Source organism: Marinobacter sp. L-80, from assembly GCF_056859395.1.
On record NZ_JBSXOI010000067.1, the window covers coordinates 1 to 21978 of the forward strand.

Annotated in this window: 20 protein-coding genes; 12 read left to right on the plus strand and 8 right to left on the minus strand. The window is 58.1% G+C overall.

The annotated features are described in order from the left end of the window. Nucleotides 1-205 precede the first annotated feature (205 nt). The 8 genes from AC13E3_RS10925 (at nucleotide 206) to AC13E3_RS10960 (ending at nucleotide 10653) form a co-directional block, all read left to right on the plus strand. Nucleotides 206-2179 (plus strand): FAD-dependent oxidoreductase, encoded by a 1974-nt coding sequence (locus AC13E3_RS10925; RefSeq protein WP_482902048.1) that lies wholly within the window; start codon nucleotides 206-208, stop codon nucleotides 2177-2179. Next, nucleotides 2166-3137, plus strand: coding sequence for a radical SAM protein (locus AC13E3_RS10930; RefSeq protein ID WP_482902049.1), 972 nt, complete (start codon nucleotides 2166-2168; stop codon nucleotides 3135-3137). Before AC13E3_RS10925 ends, AC13E3_RS10930 begins: the two co-directional genes overlap by 14 nt. A 387-nt stretch (nucleotides 3138-3524) precedes the next feature. After that, nucleotides 3525-4928, plus strand: coding sequence for a sodium:solute symporter family transporter (locus AC13E3_RS10935; RefSeq protein WP_482902050.1), 1404 nt, complete (start codon nucleotides 3525-3527; stop codon nucleotides 4926-4928). A 4-nt stretch (nucleotides 4929-4932) separates the two neighbouring features. Then, nucleotides 4933-5883 (plus strand): hypothetical protein, encoded by a 951-nt coding sequence (locus AC13E3_RS10940; protein ID WP_273155797.1) that lies wholly within the window; start codon nucleotides 4933-4935, stop codon nucleotides 5881-5883. 148 nt (nucleotides 5884-6031) lie between these two features. Next, a complete protein-coding gene (ectA, locus tag AC13E3_RS10945; protein ID WP_008176886.1) occupies nucleotides 6032-6547 on the plus strand; it encodes a diaminobutyrate acetyltransferase in 516 nt (171 codons plus the stop codon). A 207-nt stretch (nucleotides 6548-6754) separates the two neighbouring features. Continuing rightward, the gene (gene ectB / locus AC13E3_RS10950; protein WP_008176887.1) at nucleotides 6755-8023 is read left to right on the plus strand and encodes a diaminobutyrate--2-oxoglutarate transaminase; all 1269 of its coding nucleotides are present in this window, start codon (nucleotides 6755-6757) and stop codon (nucleotides 8021-8023) included. Between the two features lie 50 nt (nucleotides 8024-8073). After that, nucleotides 8074-9516: an aspartate kinase gene (locus AC13E3_RS10955; RefSeq protein WP_039882177.1), complete on the plus strand. Its 1443-nt coding sequence runs from the start codon at nucleotides 8074-8076 to the stop codon at nucleotides 9514-9516. 138 nt (nucleotides 9517-9654) lie between these two features. Next, nucleotides 9655-10653, plus strand: coding sequence for a sigma-70 family RNA polymerase sigma factor (locus AC13E3_RS10960; protein WP_008176892.1), 999 nt, complete (start codon nucleotides 9655-9657; stop codon nucleotides 10651-10653). Nucleotides 10654-10686: 33 nt separating this feature from the next. On the opposite strand, the gene AC13E3_RS10965 is transcribed toward AC13E3_RS10960, so the two are convergent. From AC13E3_RS10965 to pdxH, 5 genes are read right to left on the minus strand one after another with little or no spacing between them, the layout of a single operon-like run. After that, nucleotides 10687-11145, minus strand: coding sequence for a DUF3429 domain-containing protein (locus AC13E3_RS10965; RefSeq protein ID WP_008176894.1), 459 nt, complete (start codon nucleotides 11143-11145; stop codon nucleotides 10687-10689). After that, nucleotides 11142-11447 carry a DUF6482 family protein gene (locus AC13E3_RS10970; RefSeq protein ID WP_008176895.1) on the minus strand — a complete coding sequence of 102 codons (306 nt, stop codon included), beginning with the start codon at nucleotides 11445-11447 and terminating at the stop codon, nucleotides 11142-11144. Before AC13E3_RS10970 ends, AC13E3_RS10965 begins: the two co-directional genes overlap by 4 nt. Nucleotides 11448-11504: 57 nt before the next feature. Continuing rightward, entirely contained in the window at nucleotides 11505-12086 is a 582-nt protein-coding gene (locus tag AC13E3_RS10975) for a DNA-3-methyladenine glycosylase I (protein WP_008176897.1), read from the minus strand. Between the two features lie 33 nt (nucleotides 12087-12119). Next, entirely contained in the window at nucleotides 12120-12878 is a 759-nt protein-coding gene (locus AC13E3_RS10980; RefSeq protein WP_008176898.1) for a 4'-phosphopantetheinyl transferase family protein, read from the minus strand. Next, nucleotides 12847-13482, minus strand: a complete 636-nt coding sequence (pdxH, locus tag AC13E3_RS10985) for a pyridoxamine 5'-phosphate oxidase (RefSeq protein ID WP_008176900.1) — start codon at nucleotides 13480-13482, stop codon at nucleotides 12847-12849. The genes AC13E3_RS10980 and pdxH overlap by 32 nt, the downstream gene beginning before the upstream one ends. 234 nt (nucleotides 13483-13716) lie before the next feature. On the opposite strand from pdxH, the gene AC13E3_RS10990 reads away from it, so the two are divergent. Then, nucleotides 13717-15003, plus strand: coding sequence for an MHYT domain-containing protein (locus AC13E3_RS10990; RefSeq protein WP_008176902.1), 1287 nt, complete (start codon nucleotides 13717-13719; stop codon nucleotides 15001-15003). 79 nt (nucleotides 15004-15082) lie between these two features. Continuing rightward, nucleotides 15083-17908 carry a DUF748 domain-containing protein gene (locus tag AC13E3_RS10995; protein WP_039882155.1) on the plus strand — a complete coding sequence of 942 codons (2826 nt, stop codon included), beginning with the start codon at nucleotides 15083-15085 and terminating at the stop codon, nucleotides 17906-17908. Nucleotides 17909-17910: 2 nt separating this feature from the next. Here the strand turns inward: AC13E3_RS10995 and AC13E3_RS11000 are convergent, their stop codons facing one another. Next, a complete protein-coding gene (locus tag AC13E3_RS11000; protein WP_227497887.1) occupies nucleotides 17911-18735 on the minus strand; it encodes a substrate-binding periplasmic protein in 825 nt (274 codons plus the stop codon). A 106-nt stretch (nucleotides 18736-18841) separates the two neighbouring features. Between AC13E3_RS11000 and yfbR the strand changes: the two genes are divergently transcribed. Continuing rightward, nucleotides 18842-19435: a 5'-deoxynucleotidase gene (gene yfbR / locus AC13E3_RS11005; RefSeq protein WP_273018459.1), complete on the plus strand. Its 594-nt coding sequence runs from the start codon at nucleotides 18842-18844 to the stop codon at nucleotides 19433-19435. Nucleotides 19436-19448: 13 nt separating this feature from the next. Here yfbR and AC13E3_RS11010 read toward each other — a convergent pair whose 3' ends face one another. Then, nucleotides 19449-20483, minus strand: a complete 1035-nt coding sequence (locus AC13E3_RS11010; RefSeq protein WP_273070950.1) for an SPFH domain-containing protein — start codon at nucleotides 20481-20483, stop codon at nucleotides 19449-19451. A 2-nt stretch (nucleotides 20484-20485) separates the two neighbouring features. After that, nucleotides 20486-20944 (minus strand): NfeD family protein, encoded by a 459-nt coding sequence (locus AC13E3_RS11015; RefSeq protein ID WP_008176913.1) that lies wholly within the window; start codon nucleotides 20942-20944, stop codon nucleotides 20486-20488. 205 nt (nucleotides 20945-21149) lie between these two features. Between AC13E3_RS11015 and AC13E3_RS11020 the strand changes: the two genes are divergently transcribed. Continuing rightward, a complete protein-coding gene (locus AC13E3_RS11020) occupies nucleotides 21150-21965 on the plus strand; it encodes an SDR family NAD(P)-dependent oxidoreductase (protein WP_053113553.1) in 816 nt (271 codons plus the stop codon). The last annotated feature ends 13 nt before the right edge of the window (nucleotides 21966-21978 follow it).

Below are 21978 nucleotides of genomic sequence, written 5' to 3' on the forward strand. Positions count from 1 at the left end.
TCTTTTTCAGACTTGATGTCCTTGGCCAGCTCGGCGGCCATAGCTTTAAGTTTTTCTTGGTCCAATTGCGTACCCACGATGGTATCCTTTTGAAAAGACTACTCAGTCGTGGGCAGTTACACAATTTGGTTTACAGCCTCCGGTGCTGGGCTTCGTTGTTGTTTATGTCGTGGTAACAGCGCTTTCTCTGCCAGGCGCTACCATCATGACGCTGGCCGGTGGTGCGTTTTTCGGCAATCTCTACGGTCTGGCAGCCGTCTCCGTTGCTTCAACTATCGGTGCGTCGCTTGCTTTCCTGGTGGCGCGGTTCCTGATGCGAGACACGCTTCGAAAACGGTATGGCGAAACCGTGGCGAAGATGGATCGCGGCATTGAAAAAGACGGCGCCTTCTACCTTGCAACCTTGCGGCTTGTGCCGGTGTTTCCCTTCTTCCTGATCAACCTGGCCATGGGCCTGACGGCCATGAAGCTGCGCACCTATGCGCTGGTAAGCTGGCTCGCCATGTTGCCCGGCACCTTTGTTTATGTGAATGCGGGTACCCAGTTGGGCCAGATCCAGTCCACCGGCGACATCGTCTCGGCCGATCTACTGCTCTCCTTCGCGCTACTGGGTCTGTTCCCGCTGATTGCCAAATTTGTGGTGGGCTTTATCCGCCGCCGCAAAGTGTACGCCGGCTGGCAGAAGCCCGAACATTTCGATTACAACCTGCTGGTCATAGGCGGTGGCTCTGCCGGTCTGGTCTCGGCCTACATTGCCGCAGCCGTGAAAGCCAAGGTGGCTCTTATAGAGAAACACAAGATGGGTGGCGATTGCCTGAATACCGGCTGCGTGCCCTCCAAGGCCCTGATCCGCAGTGCCAAGGCGGCCGATACCCTTCGTCACGCCAACCGTTACGGCCTGGAATCAGTGCCCGTTAAAGGCTCATTCAAGAACATCATGGACCGGGTCAAGGATGTGATCGCGAAAGTGGAGCCCCACGACTCTCCGGAGCGCTACCGCAAGTTGGGCGTGGACTGCATTGCCGGCGAAGCCAGCTTTGTGTCGCCCTGGGAGCTTGAGGTCCGGCACAACGATGGCCGCACGGAGCGCCTGACCGCCCGCAGTATCGTTGTTGCTACCGGCGGCAAGCCGGCCGTACCTCCGATCCCCGGTCTCAATGACATGCAGCCGCTGACGTCCGATAACCTGTGGGAGCTGGAAGAACAGCCCGAGCGTCTGTTGGTGCTGGGCGGTGGTCCGATTGGCTCCGAACTCGCCCATGCGTTTGCCCGCCTGGGCAGCAAGGTGACTCAGGTGGAAATGGGCGAGCGCATTCTGGCCAGGGAAGATGAGGATGTCTCCGAACTGGTTCTGAAGCAGTTCCAGGCGGACGGCGTGGATGTCCGGCTGAAACATTCCGCCGCCGAGTTTCGTATAGAGGAAGGAGAGAAGGTTGCCTACTGCGAGCACGAGGGTGAGCGGATACGCATTCCTTTCGATCAGGTGCTGGTTGCTGTTGGCCGTGCGGCCAACACCGCCGGCCTGAATCTGGAGCGGATTGGGGTGGATACCCTGCCGAACGGAACCGTGCCGGTGGAAGAGGATATGAGCCTGCGTTATCCGAACGTATTTGCCTGCGGTGATGTGGCGGGCCCCTACCAGTTCACCCACGCGGCGGCGCACCAGGCCTGGTACGCAGCGGTAAACGGCCTGTTCGGCCAGTTCAAGCGATTCAGGGTGGACTACCGGGTGATGCCCTGGGTGACCTTTACCTCCCCGGAAGTGGCGCGGGTGGGGCTCAGTGAAGCCGAAGCCAAGGCGCAGGGCGTGGCCTACGAGGTCACCCGGTACGGCCTGGATGATCTGGATCGTGCCATTGCCGAGAGTGAGGATCATGGTTTTATCAAGGTGCTGACCCCGCCGGGCAAGGACAAGATCCTGGGTGCTGTGGTGGTAGGCACACACGCAGGCGAAATCCTGGCCGAATTTACCCTGGCGATGAAACACGGCCTGGGCCTGAACAAGATTCTGGGCACCATTCATCCGTACCCGACCTGGAACGAGTCGGCGAAATACGCTGCCGGCGAATGGAAGCGTGCCCATGCCCCCGAAGGCATCCTGAAGCTGCTGGAGAAACTGCACGGCTGGCGCCGTGGGAAAAACACGAATACACCGAGGAGCATTCATGCCCCTGACTGAAGTTCGACCGGCCCGGAAAAATCGCATTCCGGCCGTGGAAGTCCTGGAACCCCGGGCCCGCGACAGCTGGACCCACACTCGCAACGGCGACCCCCGGGGTTACATCGATGGCGACAAGCTCAAAGAGCTGTGGATCCACACCGGCACCGCCTGCAACCTGGCCTGCCCGTTTTGCCTGGAGGGATCGCACCCCGGCGATGGCCGCATTCCGGGCATGAAACTGAGTGACGTAAAGCCGTTTATCCACGAAGCCATCGACATGGGTGTGGAGCAGTTCTCCTTCACCGGCGGTGAGCCCTTTGTGATCCGTGACTTCGTCAACATCCTGGATTACGCCAGTCAGCACCGGCCCTGTTTCGTGCTCACCAACGCCACCGAGCCGTTGCTTAAACGTCGGCACCAGGTGCTGCCATTACTGGACAACCCCTATCCGATTCACTTCCGGGTCAGCCTGGATTTCCCCGACCGCGCCCGGCACGACAAGGATCGCGGTGACGGCAGCTTTGACCAGGCCCTGGAGGGCATCCACTGGCTGATCGAACAGGGCTTCAAGGTATCCATTGCCCGCCAGACCGATCCGGAGGAAATTCCGGCGAATGTCGAGGCGGCCTTCCGTGACATCTTCAGGGAATGGAATATTCCGGAGAACCTGGCGTTTACCGCGTTTCCGGATCTGGGTACCCCCGGCTCGGAAGACGGCAGCCCGGAGATTACCGAGACCTGTATGGAGAAGTATCCGACCAAGGAGGCTCGCTCCCATTTCATGTGTACCTATACGCGGATGCTGGTGAAGAAGGGCGACCAGGTTCGGGTGTATGCCTGCACGCTGGTGGATGATGACCCGCAGTATGACCTGGGGGGGACGCTGACCGAGAGTATGGATGAGCGCATTATGTTGCGGCATCACCGGTGTTTTTCCTGTTACCGCTTTGGGGCTAGTTGTTCGGCGCCGGCTTGATTCTGGTGTAGGGCCGCTCAGGACTGATTGCTGGTCATTGGCGGCCTGGGAGGTGAGGTTATTTTCCCTTGGGAAAAACAACTCGCTTCGCTCAGACATCTTTTTCCTGGCGGGAAAATAACCTCACCACCCAGACCGCGGGTACGGCTTTGCTATTCGGTTGTTGGCTATCTCCTTCGCCGGGGAAACCAGAACGGAAGTTGAACAAGGGGCAGGCCGGTAGGGATTTCAAAAAATGTGGAGCGCCATGGACGGCGCGACCAAGCCCCCCATGGATGGGTTCACGGGCGTTTTTTTGAAATCCCTACCGGCCTGTCCCGAAAGGCACCCAAACCAGAAACCCGGGAAAAACCCCGGATTAAACGACAAAGAACAAGGTAAGAAAACATGAACTTCACAGAGGCCTCCCTGTTCTGGGGATTCCTGCTGGTCTACGGCGTGGTGATGTATTGGCTGTCGCCCAGGAGCAAGAACGCGAATTCTTTTTATAAAGGCGCCGATGACCAGGGTAACCCGGTGGGGCAGTGGTCGCTTACGGCCAGTATTTTTATCAGCTGGATCTTTGCCAAGTCGGTGACCAATGCGGCGAACCTGGGTGCGGCTTATGGCGTGGTGGGCGGTCTGGCCTATGCCAGTTACTGGCTGTCGATTCCTGTGGCGGGGTATGTGATTTACCTGATCCGAACCCAGACCGGGGCGCGGAGTCTGCAGGATTTTCTGACCTCCCGCTTTGGCCGGCTGGCCAGTCTGGCGTTTGCGGCGGCGATTCTGATCCGGCTTTATAACGAAGTCTGGAGTAATACGGCGGTGGTGGGCGGTTATTTCGGGTTGCCCGGTGAGTGGGAGTATTACGCGGCGGCGATGCTGTTTACGGTGTTTACTCTGGCCTACAGCCTGAAGGGTGGGCTGCGGTCTTCGATTTTCACCGATGTGATTCAGGCTTTCGTGTTTGTGTTCTTTGTGGGAGCGGTGCTGTTACTGATCATTCCGGCCAACGATACCAGCGCCTTGCTGACCAATGGTGAGTTCCGGCTCAACGCCGGTTTTGACCTGCTGTTGGTGGCTTTGCTGCAGCTGTTCAGTTATCCGTTCCACGATCCGGTGCTGACCGACCGGGGCTTTGTGAACAAGGAAAAGACCATGCTGAAGAGCTTTGTGGTGGCCGGGCTACTGGGCTTCGTGGCGGTGTTTATCTTCAGTCTGGTGGGTGTTCACGCCCGTCTTAACGGCATTGAGGCCATGGGCAACGCGCCTGCTGCCGTGGGCCAGTCTCTGGGCCTGGCAGCGTTGTTCTTCATGAGCGTGGTCATGATGACGTCGGCGGGGTCCACCCTGGATTCCACCTTTACTTCCCTGGCCAAGTCGTTGGCGGTGGATTTGCCCCGACTCGCAAAGCGTGCATCTGACAAGCTGCCGAGCATGCGGGTGGGGGCTGTGGTGATGATTATCTTCGCCTTCGCGGGCAACCTGCCCATGTTTGCCGGTACCGATATCCTCAAGGCCACCACTATCTCCGGAACGATGGTCATGGGGCTGGCGCCGGTGTTCCTTTTCTACGGTTTCACCAGGTGGTCGCCCTGGAGTTTCCATCTGAGTTTCTGGACCGGTCTGGGCCTTGGCGTGTTGCTGGCGGTTGGGCTGATTCCGGCAAGCTGGGCCATTGGCGATGGCAAGTACGCCATGTTGCTGGGCGTGAACGCCTACGGCTTCCTGATCTGCACGGCTGGCTTCTTTACCCCTTTATTGCTCCGTCGTCTTGCCGGACGGTCACTGGCGGCTGGGGAGGCCTGAGTCGATGAGCGAAGGCCGCAGCTGTCCGTTGGCGTACCGCTATTCTGCCGAGGATCTGTGTCAGGAGCCTCGCACGGTCTCCGAGGATGTGCTCTATATTATCGGCGGGCTGTATGGCAATCCCTGGGCCCTTGATGAAATTGAGCAGATGGCGCTGGCGGAGGAGCGACAGGGGCATCGGGTGAAGCTGGTGTTCAATGGCGACTTCAACTGGTTCAACGCCAGCGATAGCCTGTTCCGAACCATCAACAACCGGGTGTTGGATCACACGGTCAGTCTGGGGAACGTGGATTTCGAGCTGGCCAATCCCAGTGCCGGTGCAGGGTGCGGTTGCGCCTACCCGGATTTTGTCGATCAGGGCGTGGTGGAGCGGTCGAACCTTATCATGGAGCGGCTTCAAGGGATTGCCGGGGAACATCCGGATATCCAGCGTCGCTTGTCCTTGCTGCCGCGGTATCGATGCCTGATCTTTGGAGGCCTAAAGGTTTTGGTGGTGCACGGGGATCTGGAGTCCCTGGCCGGATGGGGGTTGGCTCACGAAGCTTTTGTCGAGGGTAACGATGGCAAGCTCTCGCAATGGTTCCTGGCGTCGGGGGCCGATGTCATTGCCTCAACCCACACGTGCCTGCCGGTGCTCTGGTCGGGGTTGGTGGGTGAGCAGAGTCGGGTGGTAGTGAACAATGGCTCCGCAGGCATGGGGAATCTGCAATCAGACCCGCGTGGGCTGATCACCCGGATTGGTCTGTCCAGCCCCGTCATTGAGCCGGTTGCCGGAATTGAGCGGCATGGGCTGCATGTGTCTCTGCTGCCTGTATCCTATGCACTTGAGGCCTGGTTGCCGGAGTTTGACCGGTTGTGGCCGGTCGGCTCGCCTGCCGCTGTGTCCTATCGGAACCGAATTCTGAAAGGCACCTCACTGAGTGCCGATGATGTGATTTTTCCTTCACTAATTTAACCATTTTGTCACTGGCGAATGCTTCAATCCGGTCTATTCTGAAAGAGTGAGCTGGAGCCTTGCCGTAGGCGGGTTTGAGCTGTACTTGAAATATATTTTGTGGTCTATATAATTCAACACTAACTTTTTGCCACGAATTGATCTCGTTATGACATCAGAAGGATCGAATACCACCGCCATCACGCTTCGCACACCGGTGAAAGATGATGGCTTCAGGCTCCACCAGCTGGTGGCAGAGTGCCCGCCGCTGGACCCCAACTCGATTTACTGCAACCTGTTGCAGTGCAGCCACTTTGCCGAAACCGGCGTGGCCGCGGAGAAGGACGGCGATCTGGTCGGCTTTATCTCCGGATACATCCCTCCCCAACAGCCCGAAACCATGTTTGTCTGGCAGGTGGCCGTGCATGAGAAAGGTCGTGGACAGGGCCTGGCCAAGCGGATGCTGAAAGAAATCGTTGGCCGTGATGCGTGCAAGAACGTCACCCATATGGAGACAACCATCACCGAGGACAACGAGGCCTCATGGGCGCTGTTCCGTTCATTCGCCCGTGATATGGGAGCCGAGCTCACCTACCACGAGCATTTCGAGAAAGAGACCCACTTTGGCGGCAAGCACGATTCCGAATTCTTGCTGCGCATAGGGCCTTTCACGAAGCCAGCCTGAGGGCCGCGGTCCTGGATCAGCCCTGCAACAAGATTGCGGCGCTGTGAACGACTGTAAAGCTGTGATTTGAATTAGCCGGCGGACCACTGAGGTAGGTCTGTCACAGGGCTTTAATCAACGCACGGTAGGCCTATCGCTACCCCATCAGCAGTTTTTGATAAGCCACCGCGCATCTACCTCGAACCTGACATGCTAAGAGGCAAGACGATGGAAATTTTCAAGTCGACTGAATCCGAAGTACGTGTATACAGCCGTGCGTTTCCGGTTATCTTCAACCGTGCCAAGAACGCGCACCTGTACACTGAAGATGGCAAGGAATACCTGGATTTTCTCGCCGGCGCCGGGTCCCTGAACTACGGCCACAACAACGACACCCTGAAGAAGGCTTTGCTTGAGTACATCGAGGCAGACGGCGTGAGCCAGGGCCTTGATATGTTTACCACGGCCAAGCACGACTTCATGGAATCCTACAAGAAGCACATCCTGGATCCCCGTGGTCTGGACTACAAAATGCAGTTCACCGGTCCCACCGGCACCAACTGTGTGGAAGCGGCCCTGAAGCTGGCCCGTAAGGTGAAAGGCCGCAGCGGCATTATTTCCTTTACCAACGGTTTCCACGGCGTGACCATGGGCGCGGTTGCCACTACGGGTAACAAGCATCACCGCGGCGGTGTTGGCACGCCCCTGGGCAATGTCGACTTCATGTTCTATGACGGCTACCTGGGCGACGATGTCGATACCCTGGCGATCATGGATAAACTGCTGAGCGATGGTTCCTCCGGTTTTGAACTGCCAGCGGCGGTAATCGTCGAAGCGGTTCAGGGCGAAGGCGGTCTGAACGCCTGTCGCGCGGAATGGCTGAAAGGTCTGTCGGAGCTGTGCAAGAAGCACGATATTCTGCTGATCCTGGATGATATCCAGGCGGGCAATGGCCGCACCGGCGAGTTCTTCAGCTTTGAATTTGCCGGTATCAAGCCGGACATCGTAACGGTTTCCAAGTCCCTCAGCGGCTATGGCCTGCCGATGGCCCTGGTACTGTTCAAGCCGGAGCTGGACGTGTGGGATCCGGGCGAGCACAACGGTACCTTCCGCGGCAACAACATGGCGTTTATCACTGCCCGCGCTGCTGTCGAGAACTACTGGAAAGACGATGCCTTTGCCAATGAGGTGAAGGCCAAGACCAAGGTGCTGGGCGATGCCCTTCAGTCGATTTGCGACAAGTACCCCGGTCAGTTCAAAATGAAGGGGCGCGGTTTGATGCGTGGTATTGAAGCAAAACACGCAGACATCACAGGCCCGATCACCAAACGTGCCTTCGAGCACGGCCTGATCATCGAGACCAGTGGTCCGAATGATGAAGTCATCAAGTGCCTGATGCCGCTTACAACCAGCGAGGAAGACCTCAAGAAAGGGGCTGCTCTGCTGGCAAAAAGTGTGGACGAAATCATGCAGGAAGGGCTCAGCGAGGCGTCGTAAGACGCCTGCACCTCCGGACATTCATGCTGCAGGATAGCAAAGGCAAGATTATGACCAGCCAACTACATACCGTTGAGAAAATCGGCGGCACCTCGATGAGTAACTACGAGGCCGTTCGTGACAACATCATTATCGGTAATCGCAAGAAGGACAATCTGTACCAGCGCATTTTCGTGGTCTCTGCCTATGGCGGCGTGACCAATGAACTGCTGGAACACAAGAAGACCGGTGAGCCAGGCGTCTATGCCCTGTTTGCGGATGCAGAGTCTGACTGGGCCTGGGGTGACGATCTCACCAAGCTGGTCAAGTTCCTGACCGACATCAACGGCGAGCTGTTCGAAGACCCGATGCTGAAGCAGCAGGCGGATCAGTTTATCACCGACCGGATTGAAGGTGTTCGGGGCTGCCTCATCGACCTGCAGCGCCTGTGCTCCTATGGCCAGTTCCAGCTGGAAGAACATCTGCTGACGGTGCGTGAAATGCTGGCCGGTATTGGTGAGGCCCACAGTGCCTTCAATACCGCCCTGAAGCTCCAGCAGGAAGGCATCAATGCCCGCTTTGTGGATTTGACCGGCTGGCGCGATAACGAGTTGCTGCCGCTGGACGAAAAGCTCAAGCAGGCCTTCGATGCGGTGGACCTCACCCGTGAGCTGCCGATCGTGACCGGTTATGCCCAGTGCAAGGAAGGTCTGATGCGTACCTTCGACCGGGGTTACAGCGAGATGACCTTCAGCCGGGTAGCAGTAATCACCGAGGCCCGGGAGGCGATTATCCACAAGGAATACCACCTGAGCTCTGCCGACCCCAACATTGTTGGCGCAGACAAGGTGGTGCCACTGGGCCGGACCAACTATGACGTGGCCGACCAGCTGGCCAATCTGGGCATGGAAGCGATCCATCCCCGTGCCGGTAAAGGCATGCGCCAGAACGAGATTCCGCTGCGTGTGATGAACACCTTTGAGCCGGAGCACACCGGTACGCTGATCACCGGCGATTACGTCAGTGAGAAGCCTCAGGTGGAGATCATCGCGGGCGCCAAAGGCGTTTTTGCCGTGGAAGTGTTCGATCAGGACATGCAGGGCGAGCCGGGCTCCGATCGCCGTATTCTGGATGTATTGAGCCGTTTCAAGGTTCGGTTCATGTCCAAGGACACCAACGCCAACACCATTACCCACTATGTGGGCAGCACGCTGAAACACGTCAAGCGGGTGGTCAAAGCGCTGAAGGAAGAGTTCCCCAATGCCGAAATCAACACCCGGAAGGTGGCGGTTGTTTCGGCCATCGGCAGCGATATGAAGGTTCCGGGTATTCTGGCCCGTTCCGTGAAGGCGCTGGCCGATGAGGAAATCAGTATTCTTGCGCTGCACCAGTGCATGCGTCAGGTGGACATCCAGTTTGTGGTGGATGAGGACGACTATGAGAAAGCCATCGTTGCTCTGCATGGCGTTCTGATCGAGCCTCACAACCATGAGTATGCGATCGTCGCAGCCTGAGTTTCTGTAACTTCCCCGCACGATACCCACAGCCGACCGTCCGTGTCGCCTGTGGGTTTTTACTGACCCTGCCCCGGTAAATCCATCAGCTACAGCACGTCGTATTCTTTGGTGTAAATTCTGACCGGTACCTAAGCCATGCGAACGACCGAAAGGCTGGGACCGTCTCCGACAACGCCCAACGATGGTGAAAGGGATTCCCTGGTCGGGCTGTACTTCAGGGATGCGTCCCGGTATGAACTGCTGACAGATGAGGCCGAACGCCGCCTCTCCCGCAAACTGACACTGTGCTACCGAATTATCAGTACCGAACTGGCCCTGCCGGAGGAGACTCCGCAGACGTTCCGGGAAGTGATTGGTAGCCTCGGAGACGCCTGTGCGTTTTCATCTCGATGTCGCCGGGCCTTTCATCTGGCGACGGCTTGTCGTCGCAAGCTGATACAGAGCAATCTGCGTCTGGCGGTGCATATTGCCCGCCGTTACGGGCAGCACGGCATCCCTATGTCTGACCTCATCCAGGACGCCAACGTCGGTCTGATCAAGGCGGTAGAGCGTTTTGATCCCACCAAGGGCTTCCGATTCTCGACTTATGCCTACTGGTGGATAAGCGAGGAAGTCAAACGCTGCCTGCAGCGGGGGACGCGGCTGGTGCACACACCGGAAAATGTGGTGGATGAAATTCGACAGCTGCACAAGGTGTCGCTGCGAATGCATCAGAGCCTTGGGCGGACGCCTTCCCAATCGGAGCTTGCCCGCGAAATGGAGGCAAGCCCGTCGAGGATCGGCGAGTTAAGGGCGCTGGCGACCCGGGAGATATCAACCGATGTTCCCCTTGTTGAGGACGGGTCCGTCACCCTCGGAGACAGCCTGGACGCCGGCGACCAGATGGCGCCGGATCACCCGATGTCGGACAGGGACCGGCAGCGCACCCTGAAGTCGATGCTCAGCGAGCTGAATGATCGTGAGAAAGACATTCTGTCGCGTCGTTATGGTCTGGGACTGCCGGAACCGGAAACGCTGCAGGTGATTTCCGACGATCTTGGCATCAGCAGAGAGCGGGTGCGCCAGATCGAGAAAACTGCCCTGAAGAAGCTGCAGAGTCGTTACGAATCCCCCGAAGATGCGTTTGGAGCCTGATTTACGTCAGGCTCCCGCATTCCCCTTCAGAATTCAGTGAGCAGTGTGCAGCAGGAGAAACCAGGCTGCCGCTGTAAGCTGACAGACCAGGACGACTGAGGTGAGGACGAGTCTCAGGCGAAGATACCAGGCTGGCCAATAGACCTTCATCCAGCGGGCGTCCACCAGATAGAGGGCGAGATAGGCACTGGTATACAACACAATCTGGCCACTGACAGGCAGAAGTAGCCCTATCCCTGCGGCCACAAAGAAGACCTGGCTGAGTAGCATAGTCATCAGTGGAGACAACGGGTAGCAGCAGTTGTCCAGCTGCATGGCAATGGGCCAATAGACGCCAGCCATAAACGCCAGAATGCCTGCGCTGTACAGATAGAAGTAGCCGAGAAGCGCCACACTGTATTGCGGCATGAAAAACAGCCCCGCCAAGAGGCCGATAAACGGGATCAACCCCGCGATGCCAACAAGGATGGCTAGTCTCGCTACAGCAATCACGGTTTCTGCCTCTGCACCCGGATTCGCATCGGTTCAACGTCGGTCGGTTCCATTCCCACCATTTCGTGGTAAGCGGAGGGGTGGACCACCTGGGTCTCCCGAATGTCGAACGACGCCAGGGTGTCCTGGATCTGCCAGGCACCCCGGAAAAGGCTGGTGGTTCCGTTCTTTTCCGAGAGGAGCAGGGTCTGGTTGTCCATACTCAGGCGGGCCATGTAGTGCTGGCCCTCAAGCGAGAGGATCTCAAGCAGGTCGATAACCGGACTCTGCAGGCTTCTGAGTTGGTCAAGAGTGATTCGCACAGTAAAGCTCCGCGGTTTCAAACACTCCAGAACTTACGACCCCCCAGCCTATTGAGATCATTGGCTTAGTAAATAGCATTCCCGGTGTTGTGGGCACTGAACCAGATGATCATTCACCATGCCGGTCGCCTGCATGAAGGCGTACACAATGGTTGGGCCGACAAAGGTGAAACCGGACCGCTTCAGAGCTTTCGACATGGCCTCGGATTCTGCGGTTGTGGTCGGCACTTCGGAGAAGGCGCGCCAATGGTTCTGGATTGGTTTATCGCCAACAAACGACCAGAGAAAATCACTGAAACCGATACCTTGTTCTCGCAGATCCAGATAGCCCCGGGCATTCTTGATGATCGATCTGACCTTTAACCGGTTGCGGATGATGCCCGGGTCTGACAGCAGTTCCTCGACCTTCGCTTCATCGTAACGGACGATCTTTTCCGGATTGAAGTCATCGTAAGCGGCTCGGTAATTGTGCTGTTTTCGCAAGATGGTGATCCAGCTCAGGCCGGCCTGTTGGCCGTCCAGGCAGAGTTTTTCGAAAAGGGCGAGATCGTCGTACTCCGGGCGGCCCCAGACGGTGTCGTGATAGTGCACGTAAAGCGGATCATTTCCACACCAGGGGCAGCGTTCAGCGGTCTCCATACAATAGCCTGTGTTATTTGTGTCTGGTTCGGGTTACGGGCTTTTTCGACGAATCGTGCGTTGGAACAGTGGCTCCCAGTAGGCCTCCATCGGCTCGGCATCCACCAGGGCGAAGTCCCGTGGCGGCGGCTCAAGTAGGGTGATTTCCGGCCATAGGGGCCGGCTTCCACGGTACACCACGGTCAACAGATAGCCTTCAATATAGCAACAGGCCGCCTGCCAGTCCTGCTCGGGCTGGTCGCCGTAGATCTCGAAATTCTTCCGCACCTCAAGCGTTTGCAGGTTGCCGGCAATGCCCCTGCCCGTGGCTTTCAGCCATGCTTCCTTCAGGGTCCAGACCTTGAGGAAGGTGTTGGAGTCGTCTTCGCGGAACAGCCACTCCTGCTCGACGGGGGAGAACCAGCGTTTTACTACTTTCTGCCATTGAGCATGGCGCTGGCAGGGTTCAAGATCCAGTCCAATGGGGGAGCCTGATAGAGTGGCGCAGGCAGACAGGCCCTGGCTGTGGCTGAGGGACAGTCGCCAGCCCTCGGGCGTGCCGGACGCATTAGGGCGCCCGGATACCGGGCAGCAGAGGTCCGGTGCCATCTGCGCTGACTTGCCGATGGCCTGACGAATCAGCCAGCGGCTGGAAAGGTATTCTCGTTCCCGGGGACCGCTGAACTTGCTCGCTGTCTGGCGTTCGTAGTCAGTCAGCCAGTGCGGGTGCGCAATTTCGGGCCCGTCGGTCTGGTGACACAGCCAGACCGACGGTCGGGATTCAGGGTTGAAGTCGCTGGATGAGCCAGCCATCGCCTTTCCTCACATATTCAAAACGGTCGTGAAGCCGGCTGGGCCTGCCCTGCCAGAATTCGATACGCTCCGGCACGATGCGATAGCCGCCCCAGAAGCTGGGAAGAGGCACTTCGCCCTCGCTGAACTTCCGCTTGATTTCGGCAACCTTCTGTTCGAGTAGGCCCCTGGACGTAATGGCCTTGCTCTGTTCGGAAACCCAGGCGCCGATCTGGCTGCCCCTGGGGCGCGATGCGAAGTACCGCAGGGATTCGGCCTTGCTGACTTTCTCAACGGCACCCTGGATCCTTACTTGTCGGTTCAATCCGATCCAGGGGAACAAAAGCGCCGCCTGCGGATTTTCCTCCATCTCCTTCGCTTTGCGACTGCCGTAGTTGGTGTAGAACACAAAGCCATGGTCGTCGAAGTACTTCAGCAATACCGTGCGGAGATCTGGCATGCCGTCCTGCCCCGTGGTCGCCAGCGACATGGCGTTGGGTTCCAGAATGCCTGCTTCCCGGGCATCCTCAAACCAGTTCTGGAACTGCTGCACCGGATTATTGTCCAGTGCATCGCGATCCAGCCCCTCGCTCTCGAAATCACGACGCATATCGCCGATGTCCATAACCTGTCCTCTTGCCTGCGCGTAAAACGCCCCGGGAGAAATACGAGCCAGAAGCATATCGGGTTCAGGGTTCACTGTCAGCGCTGCTTATGTCTGAAACGGTTACATAAACCCAACAATAAAGTGAGACCTGTATCACAGCTGGCCCGTATCTCCTTCGACGCCGATGCGGGTCTGGTTTGGGCAAACTGCCTGGCTGGCCCGCGCGCACACACAAAACAAAGGTTTGCACAAATGATGTCCGAATATGATCTGCCCCTGGTTGTCGCCTCCTTTCTGGTTGCTGTATTGGCAGCTTATGCGGCTCTGTTTTTTGGTGCCAGACTCGTTAATGCGGAGTCTGGCGAACGTCGGAAATGGCTACTGGCCGGCGCCCTGCTGATGGGCACCGGAGTCTGGACGATGCATTTCGTCGGAATGCGGGCTATGCCGATGGGTGTTCCCATGTCGTTTGATGTGATGATGACGTTGGTTTCCTGGCTCGCAGCCGTGCTCGCTTCCGGTGTGGCTCTGCACATCATCGGGCGCAAACAATTGGGAGTCCCTCTGTTCGTCAGTGCGACCCTGTCCATGGCCAGCGGTATCGTAGTGATGCACTACCTGGGCATGTATGCCATGCGCATGTCAGCGCCGCCAACGTTTAACACCGTATTTTTGCTGATTTCGATCGCGATTGCCGTTGTGGCTTCGGGAGCTGCGCTTGCCCTCTGCCGGAAACTGCAGGGCATGGACGGATCCGGCACCCTGGCGGTACAGTTCGTGGCCGCCCTGGTGATGGCCGCTGCAATCTGTGGGATGCATTACACGGGCATGATGGCGATGACCTTTCCGGAGGGCGCCGTGCCTGCAGCTGACAACGGCCTGCGGGGGAACTGGATGGGAATACCCCTGGCAGTCTTCTGCATTGCGATGCTGGCCGTGGCCCTGGTTGTGACCGTTCTGGATGTAAAACATCAGCGGGCACTTGAGGCATTCAAGGCGGAAGAGGATAAACGGGTGGCAGAGCTTGCCTTTACCGATGCCGTTACCGGCCTGCCCAACCGGTCAGCGCTGGAACAACGCCTGCTGGATATCCTTGCCCGGGACAACGACCGCGGCAACCCGTTTGCCTTGATTTACCTCGACATCGCCAACTTCCGTGAACTGTCCACCGGAATGGGTGATGAGTCGTTGAACGCGGTCGTCAGGGAAATCAGCGAGGCATTGCGTGATCAGATGTCGGATCAGGTGTTTCTCGCCCGATACTCGGCCAGCGCCTTCTTTGCCCTGGTGCCAGATCATGAAGATAGCCAGCATGCCTTCATGTACAAGCGGTTGCGGCAGATTGATCAGCGTATCGGCACGCCTTCAATGCCGGTTACCTGGCGCGCCGGCCAGGCGGCCTATCCGAAAACCGGCAATTCGACCCGCAAGTTGGTGCGGGCTGCCATGGTACCCAGAGACCTCAATGAGATCGGCGAATTTGCGAACATGGCCGCCGACCCGGAGTTAGTGATGCCGGGTCATAACCGTCACAGCTGACAAACAGCCTCTGGGACGACTATCCTTGTGAACAGGCAGGTGGGCAAGATTGCCCCGGGAATCCGCCGTTTAGAAGGAGATGTCCGTGGCCCAGAGCCGTAAACGCAGTCATATGCCCAGGAATCTGTTGATCGGATTCCTGGTGCTTTTCATCCTCTATGCCCTGGCCGGTTTCCTGCTACTTCCCTGGTGGCTGGAGCGTCTGGTACCCGAGCAGCTGGACCAGCGTATGGGCTGGCAGGCAGAAATCACTGATATCCGAACCAACCCGTTCACCCTTCGAGTTGAGGCGCTGGGTCTGTCGGCCAACGATCCCCAGGGTGAGCAGGTGGTTGCCTTTGACCGGCTCATGTTGGACATGAACTTTTTCCAGCTGGTTCGGGGTATTGCCGGGTTTGAAGCCATCCAGCTGGATGAGCCCTATGTTCGGGTGGATCTGCTGGAGGACTACAGCGTCAATTTTGCGAGAGACTGGCAGGCGGCCAACCCGGGACCTGCAGAACCAGCGCCTGAAGCGTCGCAATCGGATGACGCGGCGGCGCCACCCCGGCTGTACTTCGGGAAAATTGAACTCAACGGCGGCGAAATGTTGTTCCGGGATTTTACCCAGGCGGACATGGCCGAGTTCCGGATTACCCCGATGGATCTTACCCTGAGTGATCTGGCCACCTGGCGTCGCGAGGGGCAGGACAGCGATTACTCCCTGCTGGCGGCGCTGGGCAGTCAGACCATCGAGTGGCAGGGTGATCTGAGCGTCGCCCCGTTCTACTCGAACGGCACGCTCAAGGTGTCATCGGTGGGCTATGAAACCCTGGCTCATTTCCTGGCTCCTTTCTTTCCCTATGATCTGCGTGGTGGCAGCGTCACCCTGAGCTCCGACTATGAAATCCAGGCCGGCGACGGCTTTTTCCTGGAGACGGCCAACGGTCAGCTGCAACTCGAGAATCTGGCCGTCGCTCTGGATGAACAGAGTGAGCAGGCGAGATTGACCAACGCTGAGCTTTCTGTGGATGCTGTCGGGTTCGACTTGAATGGCCGCGAAATCCGTATCGGCCAGGTCTCTCTGGACAAGCTCGATGTGGCCGTGGCCAGGAGCGCAAACGGAGAGATTGACTGGTTGGCGCCGCTGGCCACCAACAACGGTGAGACGGAGGGCGGCGGCGAAGCGTCTACCGGCGGCCAGCCATTCCGCTGGTCAGTGGCGGGCGTCGCGCTCTCCGGTGGGCGTATTCTCTGGCAGGACAGTCAACCGGCGACAGCGACTGAAATTGCCGTAGAGCAGCTTTCCGCATCCATCGGGCCACTGAGCCATCTACTTGAAGAACCGGTCTCTTACGAAATAACCGGAAGCCTGGCCAGTGGCGGCCAACTGTCACTGAACGGCCAGCTGACACCTGCACCGTTTACCCTGGAAGCCGCCATCTCCGGAAACGGCATCGCTCTGGCCGCCTTTGAGCCCTACGTTCAGGAAGGCGCCAACCTCGCCATTACCAGCGGCACTCTGGGCGTTGACGGCAACCTTGATCTGGATGGGCAGCAGGAGCCTCTCACGGGCACCTTCAGCGGCACCGCGGAAGTGGCCGGTCTGGATCTGAAGCTGCCCGACAGTTCTGGTTCGCTGGTTTCCTGGCAAACTCTGCGCCTGGCACCTATTGAATACAACGTGTATCCGGCACGCCTGGAAATAGGAACGGTGACCCTGGCCCAGCCGGTCATCAACGTTGTCCGCAATACCGACAATATCCACAACGTCGAGCGGATCGCCAAAGCGCCAGCGGCCGGTGGTCAGCAGGAGGCGACCGCAGATGCTCAGCAGGGGGAGGATTCCGAGCCGGGGTTCATTTTCCGTATTGGCCAGCTGATGCTGGAAAATGGCGAGCTGGCGTATACCGACCGCACGTTGGCGCCGGCGTTTACCACCTGGTTTGATGAGCTGAACGGCAGCGTGACAGGCCTCAGCAACATTTCCCCACAACAGGGCAAGGTCTCTATCCGGGGCCGGGTCGGCGGCGTGGCGGACCTGGACTTTGAAGGCACCATTGGCACCCTTGGTACCGAGGATGTCAGCGATCTGAAACTGAATATGCAGGAATTGTCCCTGCCTGCGCTTTCGCCTTACTTTGGTCGTTACCTGGGTTATGGCGTGGACAGTGGCAAGCTGAACCTGAATCTTGATTATGAAATTGCCGGATCCAGGATCGATGCGTCCAATCTGGTGGTGATGGATCGTCTCGAGCTGGGTTCGGCCATCGCCAGTGATCAGGCCGTTAATGCGCCGGTAAAACTCGGCCTCGCGCTGCTTCGGGACAGTAAGGGAGTGATTGAAGTCGACTTGCCCATCAGCGGCGACCTGTCTGACCCGGACTTCAGCGTCGGAAAAGTTGTGATGCGGGCGTTCGTGAACCTTCTGGCCAAGGCAGCGGCCTCACCGTTCAGTATGCTCGGCTCGATTGCCGAGCTCGCCGGCCTGAGCGGGGAGGAGCTCGGGAAGGTGAGGTTTATCCCCGGCAGTATCCAACTGGCCGAAGGCGAGGCGGAAAAGCTGGCCGCTCTGGCAGACGCGCTGCTGGACCGGCCGGACCTGTTGCTGAACATACGTGGCAACGTTGAGTCCCAGGCAGATGGCCTTGCCCTGTTGCGTGATGAACTGACTGCAAGTGGTGAGCAGGACCTGTCGGAGGAGGCATGGCAGGAGGCCCGGGAAGCCTACCTGGCCGGTGAGCGGTCACTTGCGCCGGAGGCATTGAGAAATCTGGCATCCTCGCGAGGCCAAAGCTTGCGTAACATCATGCAGCAAACCCACGGAGTCCCTGCCGATCAATTGTTCCTTCTGAGTCCGGCCCGCAATGCGGAAGTGGGTGATGAGGGCAACGTTATCGTGGCGTTCAACCTGGACGTGCGATGAAGTCAGGGTGCCTCGAAGCTGGTCAGAAAGCCCGCTGGCAACCGCAGGCCCCAGTTTTCAACGAGTTGCCGGTAGCGGCCGTCGTCCACCAGTGGCGCCAGTAGTCGAAGCATTTCGTCCGCACTCGGGGCGCCGCCCTTTCGGGCAATGATGCTGAGCTGGTAGCGTTGATCCGGCTCGTTCGAGATCAGCAATTTGTCCCGGTCTTGCGGGTGCTGGGCAAAATGTTTCTGCAGGTAAGAACGGCTGATGATGGCAACCTCGGCAACAGAAGGCCGGTCGGCCTTGATCAGATTCATGTTGCGCGTGTGGCTGTCGGAAAACTCGATATTGAATTTTTCTTCCAGCACGGAGTTGTCAGTTTCGTACCCGGTAAAACCATAGTAATAGCCGGAAATGGCCACAATAGATCGGTTGCGCAGGTCGTTAAAGAATGAGGAGTCTCTGCCGGGTTTCTTGAGAGCGACATAAAGTTCCTCGTCGGCCAGGATCGGGCGGGTAATGTCCACATCCTTCTCTGTCCAACCCCAGTCAGGGCTTTGAAAGAAGATGACGTCGTAGAGACCGGCATCGAAATCCAGGTGGCGGCGTTTGGGGGAGGTGTGGATGATATGGAATGAGACATCCGGGTGTATCTGCTCAAGCACCTCCAGCAGTCCCCCGAGGAAGCCCTCGACTTTGCCATCGGAATTGACACTGGCGATCGGGGGAAAGTGGTAAACGCCCACAGTGATTTCGGTTTCGTTTGCCCGAACCGGCGCCGTTGCCAGCATAATAGCCGCAACAAGAATGGCCATTAATCTTCGAATATGGGCTTCAGCGGACACGATATCCCCGGTTATGTAACAATTGAATACGCATTCAGAATAGCACGGGGATTTTGTGCACCTGAAGCAAAAGATTATGAACTTATGCAAAACAGGTCTGTAAGTGATGGGTAACGTTGCCAGCCATTTTTTCGCCTATGTTTCCCGCCTGCGCTGGATCAAGCGCTGGGGGCTGATGCGAAATGCCATTGAGGAAAATGTGGCCACCCATTCCTGGGAGGTGGCGACCCTCGCCCACGCCCTTGCCATCATCCGCAACCGGCATTTTGGCGGCCAGGTGAACGCCGACCGCATTGCAGCGGCAGCGCTTTACCATGATGCGACGGAAGTAATTACCGGGGATATGCCAACACCGGTGAAATACCATTCGAAGGTGATGCGTGAGGCGTTCGGGGACATCGAGCACAAGGCCGAGGCCGAGCTGCTGGCGCTGTTACCGGAGGATTTGCGGGAGGATTTTTCGCCCTACGTTCGGGAGTCTCAGCTACCGGCCGAAGACCGGGAATTGATCAAGGCCGCCGACAGGCTCTCGGCGTGGCTCAAGTGCCAGGCGGAGATCCGGGCCGGCAACAAGGAATTCGAGCCGGCCGCCCGGCAGATCCGCCAGCGGTTGGACGCAGACGGGCTGTCAGAGGTTGCCTATTTCCTGAAGGTGTTTGCCCCCAGTTACGAGCAACCCCTGGACAACCTGCTGGGGTGAAAGCTTTCAGGGCTTAACTGTTACCGGCCGAGCCAACCAGTCCGCCACGCAAGCCATCGCGCTGCAAGTGCTGGCGAACGGTGTCTTCGGGGCTGCCGGCCAGTTCCCGGAACATGCCCATGGAACCCAGCAGCGCTGAGGATTCATAGGGCACGAACACCCGCTCTCCCTCTTTCGCCATATTTGGCAGAACCTTGATATAGCTCTGGCCCAGCAGGTAGCCAATGACGGTCTGTTTGTTTTCCTCGGAGTCGCCCATGGCGCTGAGTACCAGACGGATGGACTCCTGTTCGCCCTGGGCCCGGAGAATGGCCGATTCCTTGTCGCCCTGGGCGTTGAGGATGGCGGACTCCCGCTGACCCTGGGCCATGGCGATGGCTGCTGACTTTTCACCCTCGGCTTCGGTGACCGTGGCCCGGCGTTTCCGCTCCGCAGCCATCTGCAATCGCATGGCTTCTTCCACTTCTTCCGGCATGCTGATGTCCTGAACCTCCACCCGGGTGAGTTTTACACCCCACTTGGAAGCGGCCTCTTCCATCTCGGCCTGGATCGCGTTATTCACCTCGCTGCGGGATTCAAACAGCTTGTCCAGTTCCATCTTGCCGACCACCGAGCGCAGGGTGGTCTTGGCCAGCACTTCCACCGCCTGGCTCATGTTGGCCACTTCGTACACGGCCCGGCGCGGGTCGATGATCTGGTAGTAGAGGGCGCCGTTGATCTTCACCGTCACGTTGTCGGTGGTCACCACGGGCTGTCCCGGAAAGTCCATGACCGTTTCCCGGCGGTCGATGCGGGTTTCGTCGCTCATCACCGGATGATAATCCTCACCCATGCGTACGTAGCGGATCATGGTGATCGGCCGTGGGCGCTCGATGAAGGGAATAATGATGTTCACACCGCTTTCGAGGATCCGGTTGAACGAACCGAGGCGCTCAATGACCATAACCTCGGATTGGCGCACGATGACCAGACCCTTGGCGATGATGAAGATGCCAATAGCGACCAGAATCAGGCTGATGATCAGCCCGGGTGAAAGATACTGTTCCATGCTTACTGTTCCTTGTGTGTGATCGTCTCAACAACGGCGGTCGTGCCGTCAAACTGTTTGAAAATGACGTCGGTTCCTTCCGGAAGGTCGGTTTCCCCGGTGTCAGTCACTCGCAGGCGATAGAAATCGCCATTGACCTTGATGCCTGTGGCTCCATCGAAATCCCGCTTCAGGGTCTGATAACGCCGGCCTTGCTCCACGCCGGTACCGGTTGTGCCATATGCCACACCTTTGGGTGAGAAGCGCGGACGGATCCAGCGAATGGCGACAGGTACCAGAATTCCCGAGAACAGCCCCATACCGGCCAGCTGCCATTCGAATGGTGCTCCCAGAAAGGCCAGCAAGGCGGTCAGCGCGGCCGCAATGCCCAGGGCCAGAAGTAACAGGACACCTGAGGCCAGTTCAGCCAGGCCCAGCACCAGCGCCAGGATCAGCCAGAAATGCGTAAGACTCCATTCCATACAGAAAATCCACAGATTCGGGGGAGGTAGAGGGCCGGTGTCGTGCACCGGCCAACGGCAAGGGATTGTACCGGAAACCGGGTGCCGCGTCAGAGGGTGGCCGGAATGCCATGTGGCCTGGTTCACTAAAGCCATATCCCGCAAGCAGGCAATTGTTAGAGTATCTGCTTTAATTGATGTGCCTACAATTAAGAGGTCTGTGACCATGAAGAATCTGAAGAACAAAGTTGCCGTTGTTACCGGTGCCGGTTCGGGTATCGGCCGCGCGCTCGCCAAATCGCTGGCGGACCGGGGCTGCCGACTGGCGCTGTCCGACGTCAATGAGTCAGGCCTGGCCGAAACCGCTGCAGCGCTAAGCGGCGCTGATGTAAAAACCTACCGGCTGGACGTGTCTGATCGCGATGCCATCTTTGCCCATGCGGAGGAGGTTGTGAAAGATTTCGGTCAGGTCAATCTGGTCATCAACAACGCGGGCGTTGCCCTGTCTGCCACGGTCCGTGAGATGACCGACGAAGACTTCAAATGGGTCATGGACATTGATTTCTGGGGGGTTGCTCACGGTACCCGGGCCTTCCTGCCCCATCTGATTGCCTCGGGCGATGGCCATGTGGTGAACGTTTCCAGTGTATTTGGCCTGATTGGAGTGCCCAAGCAGAGCGCCTACAACGCCGCCAAGTTTGCGGTGCGAGGATTCACCGAAGCCCTGCGCCAGGAAATGAAGCTGGAGAACCAGCCGGTGGCGGTGAGTTGTGTGCATCCTGGTGGTATCCGCACCAACATTGTCAATGCAGCGCGCATGGGCAAGTCCGAGAACGCCGTCGCCCAGCGTAAAGGCTTCGATAAACTCGCCATGACCACGCCCGAGAAAGCCGCAGAAATCATTGTAAAAGGCATCCTCAAGAATGAGTCCCGCATATTGGTGGGCCCGGACGCCTGGGGTATTGATGCGATCAACCGCCTGCTGGGTTCTGCTTACCAGCCGCTGGTGGAGCGTTTCTCCCGCAAGAACCTCTATATCTGAAGACTCGATGCGT

Excerpts from the sequence above, each read along its gene's own strand:
- AC13E3_RS10975 (WP_008176897.1), bottom strand. The coding sequence starts at position 12,086 with ATGGAGACCGCTGAACGCTGCCCCTGGTGTGGAAATGATCCGCTTTAC.
- AC13E3_RS10925 (WP_482902048.1), top strand. The coding sequence starts at position 206 with ATGACGCTGGCCGGTGGTGCGTTTTTCGGCAATCTCTACGGTCTGGCA.
- AC13E3_RS10980 (WP_008176898.1), bottom strand. The coding sequence starts at position 12,878 with ATGGCTGGCTCATCCAGCGACTTCAACCCTGAATCCCGACCGTCGGTC.
- AC13E3_RS10940 (WP_273155797.1), top strand. The coding sequence starts at position 4,933 with ATGAGCGAAGGCCGCAGCTGTCCGTTGGCGTACCGCTATTCTGCCGAG.
- AC13E3_RS11015 (WP_008176913.1), bottom strand. The coding sequence starts at position 20,944 with ATGGAATGGAGTCTTACGCATTTCTGGCTGATCCTGGCGCTGGTGCTG.
- yfbR (WP_273018459.1), top strand. The coding sequence starts at position 18,842 with ATGGGTAACGTTGCCAGCCATTTTTTCGCCTATGTTTCCCGCCTGCGC.
- AC13E3_RS11020 (WP_053113553.1), top strand. The coding sequence starts at position 21,150 with ATGAAGAATCTGAAGAACAAAGTTGCCGTTGTTACCGGTGCCGGTTCG.
- pdxH (WP_008176900.1), bottom strand. The coding sequence starts at position 13,482 with ATGGACATCGGCGATATGCGTCGTGATTTCGAGAGCGAGGGGCTGGAT.
- AC13E3_RS10955 (WP_039882177.1), top strand. The coding sequence starts at position 8,074 with ATGACCAGCCAACTACATACCGTTGAGAAAATCGGCGGCACCTCGATG.
- ectB (WP_008176887.1), top strand. The coding sequence starts at position 6,755 with ATGGAAATTTTCAAGTCGACTGAATCCGAAGTACGTGTATACAGCCGT.
- AC13E3_RS10960 (WP_008176892.1), top strand. The coding sequence starts at position 9,655 with ATGCGAACGACCGAAAGGCTGGGACCGTCTCCGACAACGCCCAACGAT.
- AC13E3_RS10990 (WP_008176902.1), top strand. The coding sequence starts at position 13,717 with ATGATGTCCGAATATGATCTGCCCCTGGTTGTCGCCTCCTTTCTGGTT.
- AC13E3_RS10995 (WP_039882155.1), top strand. The coding sequence starts at position 15,083 with ATGTCCGTGGCCCAGAGCCGTAAACGCAGTCATATGCCCAGGAATCTG.
- AC13E3_RS10930 (WP_482902049.1), top strand. The coding sequence starts at position 2,166 with ATGCCCCTGACTGAAGTTCGACCGGCCCGGAAAAATCGCATTCCGGCC.
- ectA (WP_008176886.1), top strand. The coding sequence starts at position 6,032 with ATGACATCAGAAGGATCGAATACCACCGCCATCACGCTTCGCACACCG.
- AC13E3_RS11010 (WP_273070950.1), bottom strand. The coding sequence starts at position 20,483 with ATGGAACAGTATCTTTCACCCGGGCTGATCATCAGCCTGATTCTGGTC.
- AC13E3_RS10935 (WP_482902050.1), top strand. The coding sequence starts at position 3,525 with ATGAACTTCACAGAGGCCTCCCTGTTCTGGGGATTCCTGCTGGTCTAC.